This is a genomic window from Bosea sp. RAC05, assembly GCF_001713455.1.
Taxonomy (GTDB): domain Bacteria; phylum Pseudomonadota; class Alphaproteobacteria; order Rhizobiales; family Beijerinckiaceae; genus Allobosea.
Genome location: NZ_CP016464.1, coordinates 2,424,341 through 2,444,482 on the forward strand (window position 1 = coordinate 2,424,341; position 20,142 = coordinate 2,444,482).

The following is a 20,142-nucleotide window of genomic DNA, read 5'->3' on the forward strand; positions in this document are numbered from 1 at the left end:
AACAGAACGGCGCGTCCGTCGTATAGCTCGGCAACTTCAGCGAATCGCGAGAGTTCCATGGCCAAGCTCTGCCAGTTCACCTCGCCGGCCGACGGCAAGCCGGTTTACGTCAACCCCGACCGGGTCAGCGTCGTCTACAGCTTCAAGGGCGAGCCGCCCGACACGATCATCGCCTTCGGCAAGGACTTCATGCTCGGCGTCGCCGAGAGCCTGGAGGAAACCGTCGCCCGGCTCGAGGCGGCGACGGCGACGCCGCCCTCCGTCGGCTGATCCGGTCCGGCCTCAACCCGGCATCGGGCGGGCGTGCGGGGGCACGTCGCTGCGGTCGAACACGTCCGGGAAGCGCTCCGCCAGCCGGGGCAGGGCGCTCAGGATCTCGCGCAGATGGGTCCGCATCGCAGCCTCCGCCCGCTCGGGATCGCGCGCCTTGATCGCGTCGAGAATGGCCTCGTGCTGGGCGATCAGCAGCGCCAGCGGCGAGGCGTCCGGCAGGCTGAGATAGCGCACCCGGTCGGTCTGGGCGCGCGCACTCTCGACCACGCGCAGCGCCGGGTCGCATTCGACGCAGTCGGCGATGGCGCGGTGGAAGGCCTCGTCGAGCGCATAGAAGCGAGCCGAATCGCCGGCTTCGGCCGCCGCCTTCTGGTCGGCGACGAGCTGTTCGATCCGCGCCACGCCGGCTGAATCGATCAGTTCGGCGGCGCTGCGCACCAGCGCGCATTCGATCGCCTCGCGCACGAAGCGGGCGTTGAGCACCTCCCGCACCGAGATCTTGACGACATAGGTGCCCCGGCTCGGCAGCACCTGGAGCAGGCCGGCCTCGGCCAGCTTGATGAACGCCTCGCGCACGGGCTGGCGGCTGACGCCGTAGCGCAGCGCGACATCCTTCTCCGACAGTGCTTCGCCGGGCTTCAGGCGCATCTCGATGATCGCCTGCCGCAGGATCTGGATGATCTGCGGGACGATCGGGTCCGCCAGCTTCAGCGCAACAGGGCCGTTCATCCGTCTTGCCTTCTCCGAAGGTCGGGGTATCATACCGGTATGGTGCCATACTTCAATGCGTCCCGAGACGCAGGAAGCACCGCAGGGAGGCTATCAGATGTTCACCGTCAACAGGCGCACGCTGTGCGCAATCGCGTTCGCAGCCGCCGGCCTGGCGCTGCCGGCCGCGGCCCAGGCCCAGGCCCAGCTCAACGTCAACACCGCGCTGACCCGCGACGACCCGCTCTTCAAGGGGCTGGAGCGTCTGCGCGACCGCGTCGCCGAGCGCTCCAAGGGGCAGCTCACCGTCCGCATCTTCCCGGGCTCGCAGCTCGGCAAGGACGAGGACGTGCTGGAGCAGGCCCGCGCCGGCGCCAATGTCGCCGTCGTCGTCGACGGCGGCCGCCTCGCCGTCTTCGTCAAGGAGTTCGGCGTGCTCAGCGCGCCCTATCTCGCCGATGGCTTCCAGGGCGTGCGCAAGGTCGTGACCTCGCCGCTGTTCGAGACCTGGGTCGCCAAGCTGCGGACCACGTCGGGCCATCAGGTCCTGTCGTTCAACTGGTGGCAGGGTGATCGCCACCTGATCACCAACAAGCCGATCAAGGTGCCCGCCGACCTCGCGGGCGTGCGCATGCGCACGCCGGGCGCGCCGGTCTGGATGGAGACGATCCGGGCCATGGGCGCGACCCCGACGCCGATGGGCTGGGGTGAGGTCTACCCGGCCATGCAGCAGAAGGTGATCGACGCGGTCGAGGCGCAGCACCCAGCCACCGTCGGCTCGAAGCTCTACGAGGTCGCCAAGCACGTCACCAAGACGAGCCATTTCAACCTGATCACCGGCATCGTCACCAGCGCCGCCTGGTTCGACAAGCTGACGCCCGAGCTGCAGACCATCCTGCGCGAGGAATCGCTCGCCGCCGGCGACTTCGCCTCCAAGCTGACCGAGGAGTCGCTCGCCGGCTTCGAGGAGACGATGAAGAAGAACGGCATGACCATCGCCGAGGTCGACAAGAAGCCCTTCATCGACGCGACGCAGGGCGTCTACGAGAAGCTCGGCTACACCGATCTGCGCGCCGAGGTTCTGAAGCTCCTCAAGTAACCGGGCCCGATCTGCCCCCCTGCCATCCGGCGGCGCGCGCCCAGCGCGCCGCCACCCGTCCGTGCGCATCGATTGGGCCAAGCCGCCATGTCGCAATTCCTGATTTCGGCCGAGTTCCTCGCGGCCAAGCTGCTGTTGGCGGCGATCGTCATCCTCGTCTTCATCGCGGCCCTGGGGCGCACCTTCGGCTACCCGCTGATCTGGTCGATCGACGTGGCACAGCTGCTGTTCATCTGGGTCTGCTTCCTCGGCGCCAATCGCGCGATGCGGCTCAAGGCCCATATCGGCGTCGACCTCTTCGTTCGGAAGCTGCCGCGCACGCCGCGCTGGCTCGTCGAGATCGCGCTCGCGCTGCTGTCGCTCGCCTTCCTCATTGCGCTCGCCGTCTCCGGCTATCGGCTGACGATGCTGAACTGGCAGCGCGTCTATGGCGACAGCGGCATCTCTTACGCCTGGGTCACGGCGGCGGTGCCCGTCGGGGCTGCGCTTCTGGCCCTGACCATCGCGATCAATCTGGTCCATGCGCTGCGGACACGCTCGCTGGTCTTCTATGCCGATCGGAGCCTCGACCGCTCCGGCAGCCAGCTCGGGTGAGGCCCAAACCATGCTGACTCTCTGGGGTCTCTTCTTCTTCCTGATGTTCCTCGGCCTGCCGGTAGCGCTGGCCATCGGCATGTCCGGCTTCTCCTTCTTCGTCTTCTCCGGCTCGATCCCGCTCGGCATCGGCGTCCAGCAGATCGCCACGGCCTCGCAGAGCTTTCCCTTGCTCGCCGTCCCCTTCTTCGTGCTGGCCGGGCACATGATGAACAAGACCGGCATCACGCACCGGCTGATCGCCTGCTCCAACGTGCTGGTCTCCTGGATGGCGGGCGGCCTCGCCCAGGTCTGCATCCTGCTCTCGACGCTGATGGGCGGCGTCTCCGGCTCGGCCGTCGCCGATGCCGCCATGGAGGCGCGCATCCTCGGCCCGGACATGATCCGCAAGGGCTATTCGAAGGGCTTCACCTGCGCGGCCATCGCGGTCGGGTCCCTGATCACGGCGACGATCCCGCCGAGCCTGGGCCTGATCCTCTACGGCTTCGTCGGCAACGTCTCGATCGGCCGCCTCTTCCTGGCGGGCGTCATTCCCGGGCTGCTGATGATGGCCGCGTTGATGACGGTGGTCTGGCTCGTCGCCCGCAAGCGCGGCTACCATTCCGCGACGAAGGAGCTGCCGACCCGGCAGGCCGTCTGGCGCGCGATCGTCGATGCCAAATGGGCGCTGTTGTTCCCGGTCGCGCTGCTGTTCGGCATCCGCGCTGGCATCTTCACCCCCTCCGAGATCGGCGCTTTCGCCGTCGTCTATGCCGTGGTCGTCGGTGTCTTCCTGCACAAGGAACTGACCGCCGAGAGCTTCATGGAAGCGCTCGGCGAGGGCGTGCTCGACGTCGGCGTGATCATGCTGATCATCCTGCTCTCGGGCATGGTCGGCTATGCGCTGATCTTCGAGCAGGCGCCGCAGGAGGTCGCCGAATGGATGCTGGGCCTGTCCCAGAACCCGCTGGCGATCGTGCTGCTGGTCCTGTTCTTCCTGCTGGTCGCCGGCTTCTTCGTCGAGAGCACGGTGCTGGTCCTGCTGCTGACGCCGATCTTCGTGCCCATCATCACCAAGCTCGGCGTCGATCCCGTGCATTTCGGCATCCTGATGATGTCGATCGTGACGCTCGGCTCGATGACGCCGCCGGTCGGCGTGGCGATGTACACGGTCTGCTCCATCCTCGACTGTTCGATCGAGGAATACCTGGTCGAATCGCTGCCCTTCATTGCCGCGATCCTCGCTGTGGTCGGCTTCCTCGCCCTCTTCCCGGGCGTCGTGCTGTTCCTCCCCAACCTCCTGATGTGATCCGAGATTGATCTGATGAAACAGACCTGGCGCTGGTTCGGACCCGACGACGCCGTCACACTCGCCGCTGCCCGCCAGGCCGGCGCGAGCGGCATCGTCACCGCGCTCCACCACATCCCCTATGGCGAAGTCTGGAGCGTCGCCGAGATCGAGAAGCGCAAGGCGGAGATCGCGGCGCCGGGCTTCGGCCTCGACTGGTCGGTGGTGGAGAGCCTGCCCATCCACGAGCGCGTCAAGCTGGGGGAAGGCGATCTCGAGCCGATCTTCGCCAACTACCGGCAGTCGATGGCGAATCTCGCCGCCTGCGGCCTGAAGACGATCTGCTACAACTTCATGCCGGTGCTCGACTGGACGCGGACCGAACTCGACCATCCGCTTCCGGCCGGCGCCCGCGCGCTGCGCTTCAACGCCCATGAATATCTCGCCTTCGACTGGCTGATCCTCGAGCGTCCCGGTGCCGAGGAGGGGCAGTCCCCGGAGCTGCGCAACAAGGCGATCGACTGGTTCGCGGCCTCGACGCAGGCCGACCGCGACCGCCTGCTCGCCAACATCATGGCCGGCCTGCCGGGCGCCTATGACCGCTACGACGTGCCGGCCTTGCGCGGCATGCTGGCGCGCTATGCCGGCATCGACGCCGACGGGCTGCGGGCGAACTTCGCCCGCTTCCTGCGCGCCGTGGTCCCCACCGCGCAGGAACTCGGCATCCGCCTCTGCGTGCATCCCGACGACCCGCCGCGGCCGCTCTTCGGCCTGCCGCGCATCGTCTCGACGGAATCCGACATCGAAGCCGTCCTCGGCATGGTCGATCTGCCGGCCAACGGGCTGACGCTGTGCTCCGGCTCCCTCGGCGCCCATCCCGACAACGACGTGCCCGCCATCGCGCGCCGCTTCGCCGACCGGATCTGGTTCGCGCATCTGCGCAACGTCGCCAAGGACCCCGACGGCTCCTTCATGGAAGCGGAGCATCTCGGCGGCGACACCGACATGGTCGCGCTGATCGCGGCGCTGCTCGACGAGGAGGCGAGGCGCCGCGCCGAAGGGCGTGACGACTGGGAGATCCCGATGCGGCCCGACCATGGCCACGAGATCCTCGACGACATCGGCCGCGGCAGCTTCCCCGGCTATCCGGCGATCGGCCGCCTGCGCGGCCTGGCGGAGCTTCGGGGCGTGATGACGGCGCTGGCGCACCGGCCGGCCGCCTCGCGGCAAGGCTGACGTCTAGGCGTGGCGCCCCCCGACCGGGGCGCCACGGTCTGCTGCCTCAGAGAACCTCGCGCACCCGCAGCAGGGTCGAGTCCATGTGCTGGCCGATGATGCGGCTGAGTTCCGCGGCATCGCGCTTCAGCAGGGCGGCCATCATCTCCTCGTGCTCGGCCACGGCGCCCGCCCATTTCACCGGCCCCTCATTGCCGACGAAGCGCAGGCGCTTGATCCGCGACTGCAGCGTGCCGTGCATTTCCATCAGCGCCGCATTGTCCGACGCGGCGACGATGGCGCTGTGGATCGCCTGGTTCAGCTTGAAGTATTCGAGGCGGTTGCGTGTCTCGTAGAGGGCCAGCATCTGCTTGTGCAGGGCGTGGATCGTCTCGATCGTCGCGTCGCTGGCCTTTTCGCAGGCGATGCGCCCGGCGAGCTGTTCGAGCGCCTTCAGCACCTCCAGCACGTCGGCGAGGTCGCGCGCCGAGAAGCGTCGGACGATCGCCCCCTTGGCGGGCAGGATCTCGACCAGCCCCTCGCTGGCGAGCGTCTTGATCGCCTCTCGCAGCGGCGTCCGGGAGACCCCGAGCTGGGCACCGACCACGCCCTCGTTGATCCGCTGGCCGGGCTCGAGGCGCCCCTCGATGATCATGTCGCGAACCCGCTCGAGCACCTCGTCATGCAGGGTGCGCCGCGTGATCCGGGGGAAGTCGATCGCTGGCTCGCTCATCGCTGCTCGTCAATCCTGTCTGTGATGCGGTTACGGCATGCGAACCCGGCGCTGTCAAACGCCCCGTCAACCGCCGCCCGCGAACAGGCCGTCCTGCCGCCTGCGCATCGCCAGCAGCCCCGAATCGGGCGCGATCTCGACATCGCCGAGCCGGATCGCCTCGCCGGCCTTCACGGAGCGGGCGAGGCGCCGGTCGGCCGCCAGATAGAAGGGCGCGGGCCGGTCCTCGGCCAGCGCCGCCGCCGGCCTCACCTCGGCGCCGACCCCGTCGATGCTGTGATGGTGCCCACCCATGGTCAGCACCGTACCGGCCGCGAGATCGCGCCGGGCCACGGCGACGAGGTCCTGCCGCGGGCGGTAGTCCTCGCCATAGCCGGAGCGGCCGAGCCCGGCCGCATCGAGCACCGAGGTCGCGACCTCGACGCCCAGCAGATGGCGCGGCAGGTAGAGCATCGCGGTCCCGCCCGCGTGCGAGAGGACATGGCCCTTGCCGGCCAGCATGTCCCAGGTCTCGGCATTGTCGCAGGTCACGACGATGAAGACGCCGCCGGCGAAGCTGGCCTCCTCCGCCAGGCGCAGATGGTGGAAGACGTCGATGCGCCGGTGACCGGACATCAGCCCGCCCTGGCTCGCAGGGGCGAAGAGGTCCGCCAGTTCCGGCACGCGCGCGGGCGGGGCGTGGAAATCGGCGCGGTCGGCGCTGAGGTCGAGTGCGTTGGCGACCAGCGTCATCTCGCAGAGGTCTGGCACCGCCCGCAGCGGGAAGGCGCGGCCGAGGATCGCCGCCCGCGCCGCCGCCGTCGCGGCGGTCGCCGCCGGGTCGCCACCGAGCCAGTGCTGCGCCAGCTCCGGCAGGGCGGCCGAGACGCCGTTGCAGGTGACCGTGCCGGAGGCCGGGTCGAAGACGAAGTCGTATTCGCTCGACTTGCCGGCGGCGACGATTTCGAGCCCGAGCACCTCGGCCCAGCTCGCCAGCCCGATCAGGAGGCTTGGCTGGTCGCCATCGACCGGCGTCACCACGACACCGGCCTCACGCGCGAGCCGGGCGAGCCCGGGGCCGACGACGCTGTCGGCCTCCTTCGAGACCAGCGCGACATGGCGGCGGGCCTCGATCGCCAGCAGGGCGTGGCGGGTCGCGGCCTCCGGGCTGCCGGTCGCCTCGGCGAGAAGCTGGAAGGGCAGGGCGATCACGGTCTCGAGCCGCCCGGCGGCGACGCAGCGGCCGGCCTCCCAGGCCGCTCGTGCCTCGGCCGGCGTCTCGCACAGCGCAATGTCGGCGCCGGCGTATCCCGCCGCCGCGAAGGCTTGGCCGGCCGCCTCGGCCGTCACGTCGACGGCGATCCGCGCGTTGACGAGCGGGATCTTGCGGCCCTGGGCGAGATAGCTGCGGCCGAAGCCGCCGCTGCCGACGAGGCAGGTTTCGATGGGCTCGCGGATGCGGTCATAATGCGCGTGGAAATTCATCGGCTCCTCCCAGGGCGGCCCTGTCGCGGCTGCACCGCCTCTTTCTCTCTTCCTATCGCAGTTATGATATGCTGCATACAGCATACTTGTGGGGGCTTCCGGGCTGTGTTAGCCAGAGGTCATCGAAGATGATGCAGCAGCGGAGCAGGGTGATGGAGGAGCGCATGACGGGCGATCTGCCGGTGGTCGCGGTCGCGATGGGCGACCCGTCGGGCATCAGCCCCGAACTGACGGCGCGCATCCTCGCCGAAGCCGATCTGCGCGCCGCGGCCCGCTATGTCGTCTTCGGCGATGCGCGGCTGCTGCAGCAGGGCATCGCCGATTCCGGCGTCGATCCGCAGGTCCGCATGGTGCGCGACGGAGAGGCGCTGCCGCTCGGCGAGCGCCCGGTCTTCGTCGATCTCGCCAACCATGATCCGGCCGATCTGCAGCGCGGCAAGGCGACGCTCGCCGGCGGCAAGGCCGCGACCGAGAACTTCCGCCGCGCGCTCCAGTTCGCCGCCGCCGGCCAGGCCGATGCGGTCTTCTTCACGCCCTTCAACAAGGCAGCGATGCGCTTCGCCTATCCCGGTTATGACGACGAGATCCGCTTTGTGCGCGACGCCATCGGCTTCGACGGGCCGGCCAGCGAATTCAACATCCTCGGCAAGCTCTGGAATGCCCGCGTCACCTCGCACATCCCGCTTTCGGAGGTCGCGGCCAACATCACCCAGGAGCGCATCCTGCGCGCCCTGTCGCTGGCGGATTCCAATCTGCGCGCCGCCGGCTTTGAGCCGCCGCGGATTGCGGTCGCGGGGATCAACCCCCATGCCGGCGACGGCGGCAATTTCGGCCGCGACGAGATCGACACCATCGAGCCGGCCGTGCAGGCGGCGAAGGCCAGGGGCTTCACCGTCGAGGGGCCGTTCCCCTCCGATACCGTGTTCCTGCGCGCCCGCAACGGCGATTTCGACGCCGTCCTCACGATGTACCACGACCAGGGCCAGATCGCGATGAAGCTGATCGGCTTCGACAGCGGCGTCACGCTGATCGGCGGCTTTCCCTTCCCGATCTGCACCCCCGCCCATGGCACGGCGTACGAGATTGCCGGCAAGGGCATCGCCAATCTCGGCGCCACGCGGGCCGCGCTCGCGCTCGCCGTCAAGATGGCTCAGGACGGCAAGGCGAGGGCCAAGGCCGCCGCCTGAGCTGGCCATCCTTTCAAAAGCCGCCATCCAAGAGCGGCCGCGAAAACCCATCATCCAGGGAGACAACGCATGAAGAGCTTCAGCATCACAGCCGCACTCGCCGGCGCCATCGCGATCGGCGCCGCCGGGACGGCCCAGGCCTGGCAGCCGACCAAGCCGGTCGAGTTCGTGGTCACCTCGGGGGCCGGCGGCGGCACCGACAATTTCGCCCGCATGATCCAGTCGATCATCAGCAAGCACAAGCTGATCGACCAGCCGATCGTGGTGGTGAACAAGGGCGGCGGCTCGGGCGCCGAGGGCTATCTCCACGGCAAGGCCGGCAAGGGCGACGCCCACCGCGTCGTCTTCGGCACCAACAACGCCTATCTGCTGCCCTATGTCGCCAAGCTCGGTTACAAGGTCTCCGACCTGACCCCGGTCGCGGCGCTCGCGCTCGACGAGTTCCTGCTCTGGGTCAAGGGCGACGCGCCCTATGCCGATGCCAAGAGCTACATCGAGGCCGTCAAGGCCAAGCCGATGGGCTTCAAGATGGGCGGCAGCCAGTCCAAGGACACCGACCAGACGCTGACGATGATGATCCAGGAGGCCACCGGCGCCAAGATGATCTACGTCCCGTTCCAGGGCGGCAGCGCCGCGGCCGTGCAGCTCGCCGGCGGGCACATCGATTCCAACGTCAACAATCCCAACGAGAACATCGGCCAGTGGAAGGCCGGCCAGGTGAAGCCGCTCTGCGTCTTCTCGCCGGTGCGCCTCGCCAAGGGCGAGCCCGTCTTCGAGGGCAAGGGCTGGGGCGACATTCCCACCTGCAAGGAAGCCGGCCTGCCGATCGAGACCTTCCAGATGCCCCGCACCGTCTGGCTGCCGGCCGAGGTGCCCGCCGACGCCGTCGCCTTCTACGAGGGCGTGCTGGAGAAGGTCTCCAAGACGCCGGAGTGGCAGGAGTTCGTCACCCGCACGGCCCAGACCGCCCGGTTCATGAAGGGCAAGGAACTGGCCGACTTCGTCGCCAGGGACGATGCGGCCAACAAGAAGATCTTCCAGGCCGAGGGCTGGGTCGTCAACTGACGCACCGCGGCTGATGCCTCTCCGGACGGCCTCCCGGCCGTCCGGTTGTTTCTCGGGCACTCCCCGCCAGTTTCGAGCGGCCATCCTGGCCGGGAGGAAACGCTCCATGATCACGCGCTTCTGGGCGGAAACCGCGACCGCGCTCGTCACGCTCGCCTTCGGGCTGATCGTCGTCTGGGGCGCGCTCGAATTCGGGATCGGCTGGGACACATCCGGCCCGCAGCCCGGTGCCTTTCCCTTCTACACCGGCGCCCTGGTGGCGCTCGCCAGTGTCGGGACGCTGGTGGTCACTTTCGCCCAGCGCCTGCGCGGGGCGGCCGTCGCCGGGGAGATCTTCCTCGACCGCGAGCGTGCCGGCCGCGTGGTCGCATTCTTTGCCCCGCTGGTCGCCTTCGTGCTGATCACGGCCTTCGCGGGCATGTACGTCGCCACCGTCACCTACCTTGTCTACGCCATGCGCTTCCAGGGCGGCTATGGCTGGCTGGTCTCGGTCGCCAGCGCGCTGGGCGCGGCGTTCGTCTTCTATGCCGTGTTCGAGCGCTTCTTCCAGATCGGGCTGCTGAAGGGCCCGGTCGAGCGCCTGATCGGGCTTTGAGGCCCGCCGTTCGCCAACGAGGACGCCGCCATGGAAAACATCGCCTCGCTGATGCACGGCTTTTCGGTCGCGCTCACCACCCACCACATTCTGCTGATGATGGCGGGCGTGCTGCTGGGCATCCTCGTCGGCGTGCTGCCGGGGCTCGGCGCGCCCAACGGCGTCTCGCTGATGCTGCCGCTGACCTTCACCATGGACCCGGTGTCGGCGATCATCCTGCTGACCTCGCTCTACTGGGGCGCGCTGTTTGGCGGCTCGACCACCTCGATCCTGTTCAACATTCCCGGCGAGCCCTCCTCGGTGGCGACGACCTTCGACGGCCACCCCATGGCCAAGCAGGGCCGCGCGACGGAAGCCCTTTCCTTCGCCTTCCTCTCGGCCGGGATCGGGGCGCTGGCCGGCGTCATCCTGATCACGCTGCTCTCCGGCTGGGTCGCGAAATTCGCGCTGCGCTTCTCCTCGCCCGAGTATTTCGCGGTCTATTTCATGACCTTCGCGAGCTTCATCGGCCTGGGCGGGGCCTCGCCCTTCAAGGCGGTCGTTTCCATGGGCGTCGGCTTCGCGCTGGCCTCGGTCGGCATGGACTCGGTGTCCGGCAATATCCGCCTGACCTATGAGTTCGACATCCTGCTCGGCGGCATCTCCTTCCTGATCGCGGTGATCGGCCTGTTCGGTATCGGCGAACTGCTGCTGACGATGGAGGAGGGGCTGCGCTTCGAGGGCGTCGCCGCCAAGGTTCGCGTCCGCGACGTCTTGCGGACCGCGGCGAAGCTGCCGCGCTACTGGGTCGCGCTGCTGCGCTCGAGCGCCATCGGCATCTGGATGGGCATCACGCCGGGCGGTCCGACGGCGGCGTCCTTCATGAGCTACGCCATGGCCAAGCGCTCCTCGCGCAACCCGGAGAAGTTCGGCAAGGGCGAGCCCGAGGGCGTGATCGCGCCCGAGACGGCCGACCACGCCGCCGGCTCCGCCGCGATGCTGCCGATGCTGGCGCTGGGCATCCCCGGCTCGGCGACCGCGGCGGTGATGATGGGCGGCCTGATGATCTGGGGCCTCAACCCCGGCCCGATGCTCTTCATCGAGCGCCCGGACTTCGTCTGGGGGCTGATCGCCTCGATGTATCTCGGCAACGTCGTCGCCGTGGTCGTCGTGCTGGCCACGGTCCCGCTCTTCGCCTCGATCCTGCGGATTCCGTTCTCGATCGTCGGCCCGCTGATCGTGATGATCTGCTTCATCGGCGCCTATACGGTGGCCAGCAAGGAGTTCGACATCTGGGTCGCGCTCGCCTTCGGCATCGTCGGCTATGTCTTCAAGAAGCTCGACTATCCGATCGCGCCGCTGATCCTGGCCATGGTCATCGGCGACAAGGCCGAGGACGCTTTCCGCCAGTCGATGATCTTCAGCCAGGGCTCGCTCTCGATCTTCTGGTCGAACGCGCTGGTCTCGACGCTGATGGGCATCGGGCTGGCCCTGCTGCTGCTGCCGCTGATCGGCTCCCTTCTGCGCCGGCTCTTCGGCCGCAAAACCCTGGCTCCTGCCGCCTGACCCAACGAGGCATCACCATGACCGAACCCTACAAGGGCATCCTGCCGATCGCCCCCACCATCTTCCACGACAATGGCGACCTCGATCTCGAGGGCAACCGCCGCGTCATGGATCTGATGGTCGACCAGGGCGTCGACGGCATCTGCATCCTCGCGAACTTCTCCGAGCAGTTCCTGCTCACCGACGCCGAGCGCGAGCAGGTGATGCATCTCTCGCTGGAGCAGGTCGCCGGGCGCGTGCCGGTGATCGTCACCACCTCGCATTTCTCGACCCGGATCGCCGCCCAGCGCGCCAAGGCCGCCGCCGATGCCGGCGCCAAGATGCTGATGATGATGCCGCCCTATCACGGCGCTCTTCTCAAGGCCGACGAGCAGGGCATGGTCGAGCATTTCAAGCAGGTGGCCGACTCCTGCGGCATCCCGATCATCCTGCAGGATGCGCCGCTCTCGGGCGTCACGCTGACCGTGCCCTTCATGGTCCGGCTGGCGAAAGAGGTGCCGCTCGTCCGCTATTTCAAGATCGAGATTCCCGGCACGGCCAACAAGCTGCGCGCGCTGATCGAGGCCGGCGGCGAGGCGGTCGTCGGTCCTTTCGACGGCGAGGAGGCGATCACCCTGATGGCCGATCTCGACGCCGGCGCGACCGGCACGATGACGTCGGCCATGATCCCCGATCTGATCAAGCCGATCCTCGCCGCCCACGCGGCGGGAGACCGCAAGCAGGCCGCCGCGCTCTATGCGAGGGTGCTGCCGATCATCAATTACGAGAACCGCCAGTGCGGCCTGCGCTCGGCCAAGGCGGTGATGAAGGAGGGCGGCGTGATCAATTCGGAAGCCGTGCGCCATCCGCTGACGTCGCTGCATCCCAAGACCCGCGAGGGGCTGATCGAACTCGCCCGCGAACTCGATCCGCTCGCCCTGCGCTGGGGCAAATAGGCGCCCGACATCGGTCCGGGTGGCCATCCGGCCCCCGGCACCGGCGCTTGCCAGCTCAGGCCGGCATCGCAGCCTCGCGGCCGGCCTTGGGCTGCGCATGCGGTGGTCCGTCGACGCGCGGCACCGCCGAGAGCAGCCTGATCGTGTAGGGGTGGCTCGGCGCGCTCATGATCGCGTCGGCCTGTCCGACCTCGACGATCTTGCCGTGATGCATCACCGCCACCCGGTCGGCGAGATGGGCGACGACCGAGATGTCGTGCGAGATGAAGAGATAGGCGACGCCGAGCCGGTCCTTCAGATCCGCCAGCAGGTTGACGATCGCCGCCTGCACGGAGACGTCGAGCGCCGAGACCGGCTCGTCGCAGACGATGAACCGCGGCTGCGTTGCCAGCGCCCGCGCGATGCCGACGCGCTGCTTCTCGCCGCCGCTCATCTGGTGCGGGTAACGGTCGGCGTAATGCACCGGCAGGCGCACCAGATCGAGCAGCTCGTCGACGCGCCTGGGAATCTCGCCCGCCGGAGCGAGGCCGAAGCGGGCGATCGGCCGGCCCAGCAGCTCGCGGATCGTCTTGCGCGGGTTGAGCGAGGAATCCGGGTTCTGGAAGACGATCTGCGCCGTGCGCCGCATCGCTTCGAGCGCGCTCTGCGGCTTGCCGGAGACGGTCTCGCCGCCGATCCGGATGACGCCGGAATCAGCCTCGACCAGCCGCAGGATCGTGCGGCCCAGCGTGGTCTTGCCGGAGCCGGATTCGCCGACGAGCCCGACGACCTCGCCGGGCGCGATCGTCAGCGAGATGTCGTCGACCGGCCGGATGCGGATGGCGTCGCGAACCGGGCGCCAGCCCTCGAAACGCAGCTTGCCGCGGCCGAGCACGAAGCTCTTGCTGAGATGCTCCACCGCGACGACCGGTTCGGCCGCGACGGCCTGGGTGGCGGGTGAGGGGGATCCGACGGCGTCGGGCTCCACCGGCACCGGCCAGGGCGTGTCGCGCAGCGCCTCGGCGGAACTGCAGCGCGCGAGCCGGCCGCCGATGTCGCGCAGGCTCTGCGGCCTTTGGCTATCGGGCGTCGCGAAGGGGCAGCGCGGCGCGAAGCGGCAGCCCGTCGGCGGCTGGCGCAGATCGGGCAGGCGGCCCGGAATGGCGGCGAGCCGCGCGGTCTTGCGGCCGATCCGCGGGATCGCGGCGAGCAGCCCTTTGCTGTAGGGATGGGCCGGCCGCTGCAGCACATCCTCGGTCGCGCCCTGCTCGACGATCTGCCCGGCATAGAGCACGGCGACCTCGTCTGCGATCCGCCTGACGACGCCGAGATTGTGGCTGATGAAGAGCATCGTCAGGCCGCGCCGGGCCCGCAGATCTTCGAGAAGGTCGAGGATCTGCGCCTCGATGGTGACGTCCAGCGCCGTGGTCGGCTCGTCGAGGATCAGCAGCTCGGGCTCGGAGGCGAGCGCACCCGCGATCAGCGCGCGCTGACGCATGCCGCCCGAGAGCTCGTGCGGATAGGCCTTCGCGACGGCCTCGGGGTTGACGATGCCGACCTCGTCGAGCAGCGCGATGGCCCGCTCGAAGGCGGCCTCCGGTGTGAAGCCGCGGTGGTGCACGAGGCCTTCGCCGACCTGGTCGCCGATCCGCAAGCTGGGGTTGAGCACCGAGAACGGGTCCTGGAAGACGAGGCCGATGCGCGAGCCGCGCAATTGCCGGCGCGCCTCCGCCCCCATCGTCAGGATGTCGGCGCCGTCGAAGACGATGCGGCCGGAGGGCACCGAGGCCTCCGCCGGCAAGAGCCCCATGGCGGCCAGCGCGATCGTGCTCTTGCCGGAACCGGATTCGCCGACGAGTGCCAGCGTCGAGCCCTTGCGGGCCTGGAGGCTGACTGAGGACAGCGCCTCGATCTCGCCGCCGGCGGTGCGGTAGCGGACGGTCAGGTCGTCGATGATCAGCATCAGGCCTTCCCCAGCCGCGCCTTGAGGCGCGGATCGAGGCGCTCGCGGGCGCCGTCGCCGAGCAGGTTGATGCCGATCACCAGCAGGCACATGGCCAGCCCCGGAGCCAGCGCGATCCAGGGCGCACGGTCGAGGAAGGAGCGCGCCTCCGAAATCATCAGCCCCCAGTCGGAACTGGGCGGCTGGGCGCCGAGCCCGAGGAAGGACAGCGCCGAGCCGAGCAGGATCGCGTAGGTCACGCGCAGGCTGGCCTCGACAATCAGCGGCGGCCAGGCATTGGGCAGGATCTCGCGGAACAGGATGTAGGACGTGCTCTCGGCCCGCGCCTTGGCGGCCTGCACGAACTCCTCATTGGCCAGCGTCAGCGTGACGCTGCGCGCCAGCCGCGCGATCGGCGGGATGTAGACGAAGCCGACGGCGAGCGCGGTCTTCCACAGGGCGGGCGGCGTCACCGCCAGCACGAGCAGGCCGAGCATGATCGGCGGGATTGCCATCAGCACGTCGGCCAGCCGCATCAGCGCCTCGTCGACCCAGCCGCGGAAATAGCCGGCCGCCAACCCCATCGGCACGCCGATGGCGAGGCTGAACAGCGTCGCCGCGACACCCATGCCGATCGAGAGGCGCGCCCCCATCAGGAGGCGGCTGAGCACGTCGCGGCCATATTCGTCGGTGCCGAGCCAATAGGTCGCGTTCGGCGCCAGGAAGCGCGTGCGCATCGAGATCGTGTCCCAGGGATGGGGCGCGATCCAGGGCGCGAGCAGCCCGAGCAGCAGGATGGTGCCGGTGATGGCGAGCCCGGCCCTGAGCTGCAGCGGCATCGGCTTGCGCGGCGGCTTTGCGGGCGTGGCGAGGGCTGGCTCAGGCGACATGGCGGCCGAACCGGATTTTTGGGTTGAGGCGGGCATAGAGCAGGTCGGCCAGGAGGTTGGCGAGCGCGTAGATCGCGGCGACCACCAGGATCGCGGCCTGCAGCGTCGGCAGATCGCGGTTCTGGATCGAGAAGACGACGAGCCGGCCGAGGCCGGGATAGGCGAAGACGGTCTCGATCACGACGATGCCGCCCATCAGCCGGCCGAAATCCAGCGCCAGCACCGTGATCGTCGGCAGGAGGGCGTTGCGCAGCGCATGGTGCAGCACGATCACCCGCTCGGGCAGGCCCTTGGCGCGGGCGGCTGTGATGTAGGGGCTCTGCATCACCTCGATCATGCTCGACCGGGTCAGGCGCGAGACATGGGCGAGATGGCCGAAGACCAGCGTCATGGTGGGCGCGATCAGGTGCTTGGCCCATTCCCAGACGCCGGCCGAGAGCGGCTCGTAGCCCGAGGCCGGCAGCCAGCCGAGCCAGGCGGCGAAGACGATGATGACGACGATCGCCCAGAAGAACTCGGGCACGGCGATGCCGAGATAGGTCGCGACCGAGACACCGTGGTCGAGCGGGCGGCCATGGCGCAGCGCCGCCACGATGCCGAGCCCCACACCGATGACGGCGATCAGCACGAAGGAGAGGCCCGTCAGCATCAGCGAGCGCTGCAGCGCTTCCAGCAGCATCGGCCCGACCGGCCGGTTCATCAGCGTCGAGACGCCGAGATCACCGGTGATGAAGCCGCCCGCCCAGCGCAGATATTGCTGCCAGACCGGGTCGGTCAGGCCGAGCTTGAGTTCGAGCGCGCGGACCTGCTCGGGCGTCGCGAAGGCGCCGAGGATCAGATAGGCGACATTGGCCGGCAGCAGCGTGGTGACGCCGAAGACGAGCATCGACACCGCCACGAGGACGAGGACCACGAAGGCCAGGCGTCGGGTGATGTAGGCTGCCATCGCGGACGGGTTCCAGAGGGCCGGGGCTGCGTCCGCCCGCGCCGCAGCGCGGGGAGGGCGGACGCAGAGGCTTGGCTCAGGGCTTGATCGAGACGTTCTTGAGCTCGAGCCACTGCATCGGGGTCGACTTGAAGCCGTCGACCTTCTTGCTGACGCCGTTCACATGCGCCGCCGAGTAGGCGATGATGCCGGGCACGGTCTCCTCGGCGATCTCCTGGAACTTCTCGAAGATCACCTTGCGCGCCGCCTCGTCATTGGTCTTGCGGGCATCGTCCAGCAACTGGTCGACACGGGCGTCCTTGTAGATCCAAAGCTGCTTGTTCCAGCTTCCGGACGAATGGTAGAACGGATAGATCGCCGTATCGATCGTCGGCCGGGCGAAATAGCCGTCGACATACATCTGCGCCTTGCCCGCGACATTGGCGGTGTAGGAGGCGAAGGGCACCCGCTCGACATTGATGCGGATGCCGGCGGCCCGGGCCATGTCGCGCACGGCCACGCCGACGCGCACGCGCTGCTCGCGCTCCTGCGGAACCTGCATCGGCACGTCGAAGCCGTTGGGGAAGCCGGCCTCGGCGAGGAGCTTCTTGGCCTGGGCGATGTCGGGCGCGGCCGCCTTGAGCGACTTGTTGAAATAGGGGTGGCTGGGCGGGATCGGGCTGAAGGTCGGGTCGCCCTGGCCGAAGAGGGCGAGCTCGACGATGGCCGCCTTGTCGATCGTCAGCGCCAGCGCCTTGCGGACGCGCACGTCGTTGAAGGGCGGGCGGTCGTTGTTGAGGATCACGCCGTCCCAGGTCGGCGTCGAGACGCTGTCGGCCCGTGCGGTCGCACTGGTCTTCAGCTTGTCGACCGCCTCATAGGGCATGCTCCAGACGATATCGATCGCCCCCGATTCCAGCGCCGCCATGCGCGCCGCGGATTCCGGAATGATGCGCAGCGTCGCACCGTCGACCTTGGGCAGGCCCTTCTCGAAATAATCGGGGTTCTTGACCAGCTCGAGCCGGTCGCCGGGCGACCAGGACTTGAACATGAAAGGGCCGGTGCCGATCGGCTGGGTCGAGAGTTCGGCGAGCTTGTCCTTGGGAACGATGCGCAACTGCCGGTCGGCGAAGATGTCGGCGAAGCCGGCATAGGGGATGTTGAGCTTGAACTCGACCGTCATCGGGTCGCTGGCCGAGACGCCCTCGACCATCGACAGGCTGGTGCGGGCGCGCGAGCCGGTCGCCGGGTCGAGGATGCGCTTCATCGTGGCGATGACATCCTCGGCGTCCATCACCCGGCCATGGTGGAACTTGACGCCCTGGCGCAGCTTGAAGGTCCAGGTCTTCAGGTCGGCGGAGGCCGTCCAGCTCTCGGCGAGATCCGGCTTCACCGTCATGTCGGGGTCGATGCGCGACAGGCCGTTGAACAGCAGGTGGACGTAGACGTACTCGTCGCCGATCGTCGTCTTGGCCGGGTCGAGCTGGCTGAGCGTCGTCCCGAGCGCGACGCGCACGGTGCCCTGGGCGGCGGCGGGCAGCGCCGTCAGCGCCGTCGAAAGGCCGATCGTGACGGCCAGTGTCGCAAGATGTCGTCGCATGGTGATCCCCTCGTTCTTGTGTGGTCAGCTCTGCTTCGGCCGGTTCGCGATGGCGGTGTCCGGATCGACCGCCCGCGTCACGTAGAGATCGGCGACCGGCTCGTATTCGCGCCAGAGGCGCTCGAGCGTCGCGATCGGGTCTGCATCGCCGTCGACGCGCAGGTCGACATAGGGAAAGGCCTGCTCATGCGCGACGATCAGCGCCGTCGAGACCAGCGGCTTGAACTCGCCACCGGCCTCGTCGCCGGCTTTCAGCGCCGCGATCAGCCGGGCGGCGAGCGGCGCCGCCGGATCGGCCTCGAAGGCGCGCACCATGGCGGCGGGCACCTCCTTGGAGCGTACGATGTTGCCGAGCGCGACGCAGTCGCGGCCATGGACTTCGGCCAGTTCGGGCTGGACGTTGCCGCCGCTGAAGCTCGCGGTGCGCCCGGCGGCATCGATGACGGCGAGCTGGCGCCAGTCGCTGCGCGGCGTGGCGGCGGCTGCCGCGTCGACGGCCTGCTGTGCGGAGGAGCCGCGCCGGAGCAGGTCCAGCATCAGCGGGCCGAGCCGCGGATCGGTCATGTGCTGCGTCAGCGCCGCGCCCACGCCGGCCGCGGCATGCTGGCAGCGCGAGCCCACCGCGATGGAGGAGGTGGTGACCACCGCCCCGAGCATGCCCGTGCGGGCACAGCGACCAGCAAGCGAATAGGTCATCGCGCGCCCTTCCGGATGGCGACGATATCGACCTCCATCAGCAGCTCGGGGCTGGCGAGCCCCTTGATGATGACGCTGGTGAAGGCGCTGGCATTGTCCCCCAGACGCTCGCGGACGACCGCGTTGACGTCCGCGAGGAAGGCCCGGTCTGTGACGTAGACCGTCGCCTTGGCGACGTCGTCGAGCCCGGCTCCGGCCTCTGAAAGCAGCGTCGCGACATTGTCCATCGCGACCTGCGCCTGCGCCTTCGCATCGCCGGCCCCGTAGAGCACCTCGTCGAGCCCCATCCCGGTCTGGCCGCGCAGCGTGACGCGGTCGCCCGACACCACCGCCATGCAGAACTCGCAGTCGAGCGGCTGCTGCTGCGTCCCGTAGCGGGCCGCACTCGAATGATAGGTCCGCAGCCGCTCATGCGGTTGGCCGCCCTGCTTGCGGACGAGCGTGACATCGATCTCGAACAGGATGTCGGGCCGGGCGAAGCCGGTGGTGACGATGCCGGTCGAGACCGGCCGGACACCGGCGAGGTGCTTGCCGATCATCGGATAGACGCCAGCGCGGTAGGCCCGGTCGGAGATGTAGACGGTGATCTTGCAGATGTCCTCGACGGAGGCGCCGGCCTCGTCGAGCAGCGTCTTGAGGTTCGCCATGGCGAGGTCGGCCTGGGCGGCCGAGTCCGCGACGCCGCGGCCCTTGGCGGTGACGCCGCTATGGTCGAGCCCCGCGCCGGTCTGGCCGCGCAGGAAGAACTCCTCGTCGGTCGCGAGCACCATCGACCCCTGCCAGGGGAAACCCTGGCCGTGCCAGCTTTCGAAGGTGTAGGGCCGGGTGTGGCGCGGCGGCGAGGACGGGATCGCGGCCTCCGCGTCGATCTGGACGATCAGCTCCGGCAGGGCCAGCCCGGCGACGACCAGCCCGGTGCTGACCGCGCGGACCTCGGGGAGACGCTGTGCGATCACGGCATAGACCTCGGCGCGATAGCCGCGGTCGACGATGCAGGTGGTGAGCTTGGTCAGGCTGGCGAGCGAGCCGCCGGCCTCCTTCAGCGCCGCCTCGAGCCGGTCGAGCGCCGCGTGGGTCTGGGCGGCCGCGTCGCCGATGCCGGCGATGCTGCCATCGGGGTTGAGCGCGCTCGCGCCGCTGAGGAAGACGCGTTCGCCGGCGCGCACCGCTCCGGCGATGGGCGTGCCTGCAAGGCCGGGGAGGGCGGCTGGAGCGATGGCGTGGCGTTGCATGGGGTCTCCGCGGCTCGCGCCCCGCCTCGCGGCATCGGCACGTCTCAGGCCGTGCCGGCGATGCAAGAACGGAGCCCGCGGTGGCGGTTTCCGAACAGCATCCCGGCACATCGCAGAGGCTAGGCCGGAACCGGCGCCGGGATCGAATTAAAAACCGGCCCGCATTATTCGCCGCGCTTATAGCCCGCCTTTAGGATC

At 68.9% G+C, this 20,142-nt stretch carries 19 protein-coding genes; 10 read left to right on the top strand and 9 right to left on the bottom strand.

Annotated elements, in window-relative coordinates; genetic code table 11:
- The first annotated feature begins 57 nt into the window (after nt 1-57).
- Nucleotides 58-270: a hypothetical protein gene (locus BSY19_RS14960; protein WP_069054852.1), complete on the top strand. Its 213-nt coding sequence runs from the start codon at nt 58-60 to the stop codon at nt 268-270.
- Between the two features lie 12 nt (nt 271-282).
- Here BSY19_RS14960 and BSY19_RS14965 read toward each other — a convergent pair whose 3' ends face one another.
- The gene (locus BSY19_RS14965) at nt 283-1,002 is read right to left on the bottom strand and encodes a GntR family transcriptional regulator (protein ID WP_069054853.1); all 720 of its coding nucleotides are present in this window, start codon (nt 1,000-1,002) and stop codon (nt 283-285) included.
- A gap of 97 nt (nt 1,003-1,099) precedes the next feature.
- On the opposite strand from BSY19_RS14965, the gene BSY19_RS14970 reads away from it, so the two are divergent.
- From BSY19_RS14970 to uxuA, 4 genes are all read left to right on the top strand, one after another.
- The gene (locus BSY19_RS14970; RefSeq protein WP_069054854.1) at nt 1,100-2,080 is read left to right on the top strand and encodes a C4-dicarboxylate TRAP transporter substrate-binding protein; all 981 of its coding nucleotides are present in this window, start codon (nt 1,100-1,102) and stop codon (nt 2,078-2,080) included.
- An 87-nt stretch (nt 2,081-2,167) separates the two neighbouring features.
- On the top strand, nt 2,168-2,674 hold the full coding sequence (locus BSY19_RS14975; protein ID WP_069054855.1) for a TRAP transporter small permease: 507 nt from the start codon (nt 2,168-2,170) through the stop codon (nt 2,672-2,674).
- A gap of 10 nt (nt 2,675-2,684) precedes the next feature.
- Nucleotides 2,685-3,962: a TRAP transporter large permease gene (locus BSY19_RS14980; protein ID WP_069057131.1), complete on the top strand. Its 1,278-nt coding sequence runs from the start codon at nt 2,685-2,687 to the stop codon at nt 3,960-3,962.
- A 15-nt stretch (nt 3,963-3,977) separates the two neighbouring features.
- Entirely contained in the window at nt 3,978-5,177 is a 1,200-nt protein-coding gene (uxuA, locus tag BSY19_RS14985) for a mannonate dehydratase (protein ID WP_069054856.1), read from the top strand.
- 46 nt (nt 5,178-5,223) lie between these two features.
- Here uxuA and BSY19_RS14990 read toward each other — a convergent pair whose 3' ends face one another.
- Both BSY19_RS14990 and BSY19_RS14995 read right to left on the bottom strand, forming a co-directional pair.
- The gene (locus BSY19_RS14990; RefSeq protein ID WP_069054857.1) at nt 5,224-5,889 is read right to left on the bottom strand and encodes a GntR family transcriptional regulator; all 666 of its coding nucleotides are present in this window, start codon (nt 5,887-5,889) and stop codon (nt 5,224-5,226) included.
- A 66-nt stretch (nt 5,890-5,955) separates the two neighbouring features.
- Nucleotides 5,956-7,353: an SAF domain-containing protein gene (locus BSY19_RS14995; protein WP_069054858.1), complete on the bottom strand. Its 1,398-nt coding sequence runs from the start codon at nt 7,351-7,353 to the stop codon at nt 5,956-5,958.
- 164 nt (nt 7,354-7,517) lie between these two features.
- On the opposite strand from BSY19_RS14995, the gene BSY19_RS15000 reads away from it, so the two are divergent.
- The 5 genes from BSY19_RS15000 to BSY19_RS15020 all read left to right on the top strand — a co-directional run bounded on the left by BSY19_RS15000 (nt 7,518) and on the right by BSY19_RS15020 (nt 12,680).
- Nucleotides 7,518-8,540, top strand: coding sequence for a 4-hydroxythreonine-4-phosphate dehydrogenase PdxA (locus BSY19_RS15000; RefSeq protein WP_236840540.1), 1,023 nt, complete (start codon nt 7,518-7,520; stop codon nt 8,538-8,540).
- 69 nt (nt 8,541-8,609) lie between these two features.
- Nucleotides 8,610-9,605, top strand: a complete 996-nt coding sequence (locus tag BSY19_RS15005) for a Bug family tripartite tricarboxylate transporter substrate binding protein (protein ID WP_069054860.1) — start codon at nt 8,610-8,612, stop codon at nt 9,603-9,605.
- Nucleotides 9,606-9,711: 106 nt separating this feature from the next.
- A complete protein-coding gene (locus tag BSY19_RS15010; RefSeq protein WP_083247626.1) occupies nt 9,712-10,200 on the top strand; it encodes a tripartite tricarboxylate transporter TctB family protein in 489 nt (162 codons plus the stop codon).
- 30 nt (nt 10,201-10,230) lie between these two features.
- Nucleotides 10,231-11,745, top strand: a complete 1,515-nt coding sequence (locus tag BSY19_RS15015) for a tripartite tricarboxylate transporter permease (protein ID WP_069054861.1) — start codon at nt 10,231-10,233, stop codon at nt 11,743-11,745.
- 17 nt (nt 11,746-11,762) lie between these two features.
- Nucleotides 11,763-12,680 carry a dihydrodipicolinate synthase family protein gene (locus BSY19_RS15020; protein WP_069054862.1) on the top strand — a complete coding sequence of 306 codons (918 nt, stop codon included), beginning with the start codon at nt 11,763-11,765 and terminating at the stop codon, nt 12,678-12,680.
- 55 nt (nt 12,681-12,735) lie between these two features.
- On the opposite strand, the gene BSY19_RS15025 is transcribed toward BSY19_RS15020, so the two are convergent.
- From BSY19_RS15025 to BSY19_RS27035, 6 genes are all read right to left on the bottom strand, one after another.
- On the bottom strand, nt 12,736-14,622 hold the full coding sequence (locus BSY19_RS15025; protein WP_069054863.1) for a dipeptide ABC transporter ATP-binding protein: 1,887 nt from the start codon (nt 14,620-14,622) through the stop codon (nt 12,736-12,738).
- A complete protein-coding gene (locus BSY19_RS15030) occupies nt 14,622-15,491 on the bottom strand; it encodes an ABC transporter permease (protein WP_210184435.1) in 870 nt (289 codons plus the stop codon). Before BSY19_RS15030 ends, BSY19_RS15025 begins: the two co-directional genes overlap by 1 nt.
- Nucleotides 15,481-16,437, bottom strand: a complete 957-nt coding sequence (locus BSY19_RS15035) for an ABC transporter permease (RefSeq protein ID WP_069054864.1) — start codon at nt 16,435-16,437, stop codon at nt 15,481-15,483. Before BSY19_RS15035 ends, BSY19_RS15030 begins: the two co-directional genes overlap by 11 nt.
- 76 nt (nt 16,438-16,513) lie before the next feature.
- Entirely contained in the window at nt 16,514-18,016 is a 1,503-nt protein-coding gene (locus BSY19_RS15040; RefSeq protein ID WP_069054865.1) for an ABC transporter substrate-binding protein, read from the bottom strand.
- A 24-nt stretch (nt 18,017-18,040) separates the two neighbouring features.
- Nucleotides 18,041-18,712: a DUF1028 domain-containing protein gene (locus tag BSY19_RS15045; protein ID WP_069054866.1), complete on the bottom strand. Its 672-nt coding sequence runs from the start codon at nt 18,710-18,712 to the stop codon at nt 18,041-18,043.
- The gene (locus BSY19_RS27035; RefSeq protein WP_171905147.1) at nt 18,709-19,944 is read right to left on the bottom strand and encodes a RidA family protein; all 1,236 of its coding nucleotides are present in this window, start codon (nt 19,942-19,944) and stop codon (nt 18,709-18,711) included. The genes BSY19_RS15045 and BSY19_RS27035 overlap by 4 nt, the downstream gene beginning before the upstream one ends.
- Nucleotides 19,945-20,142: the final 198 nt, after the last annotated feature.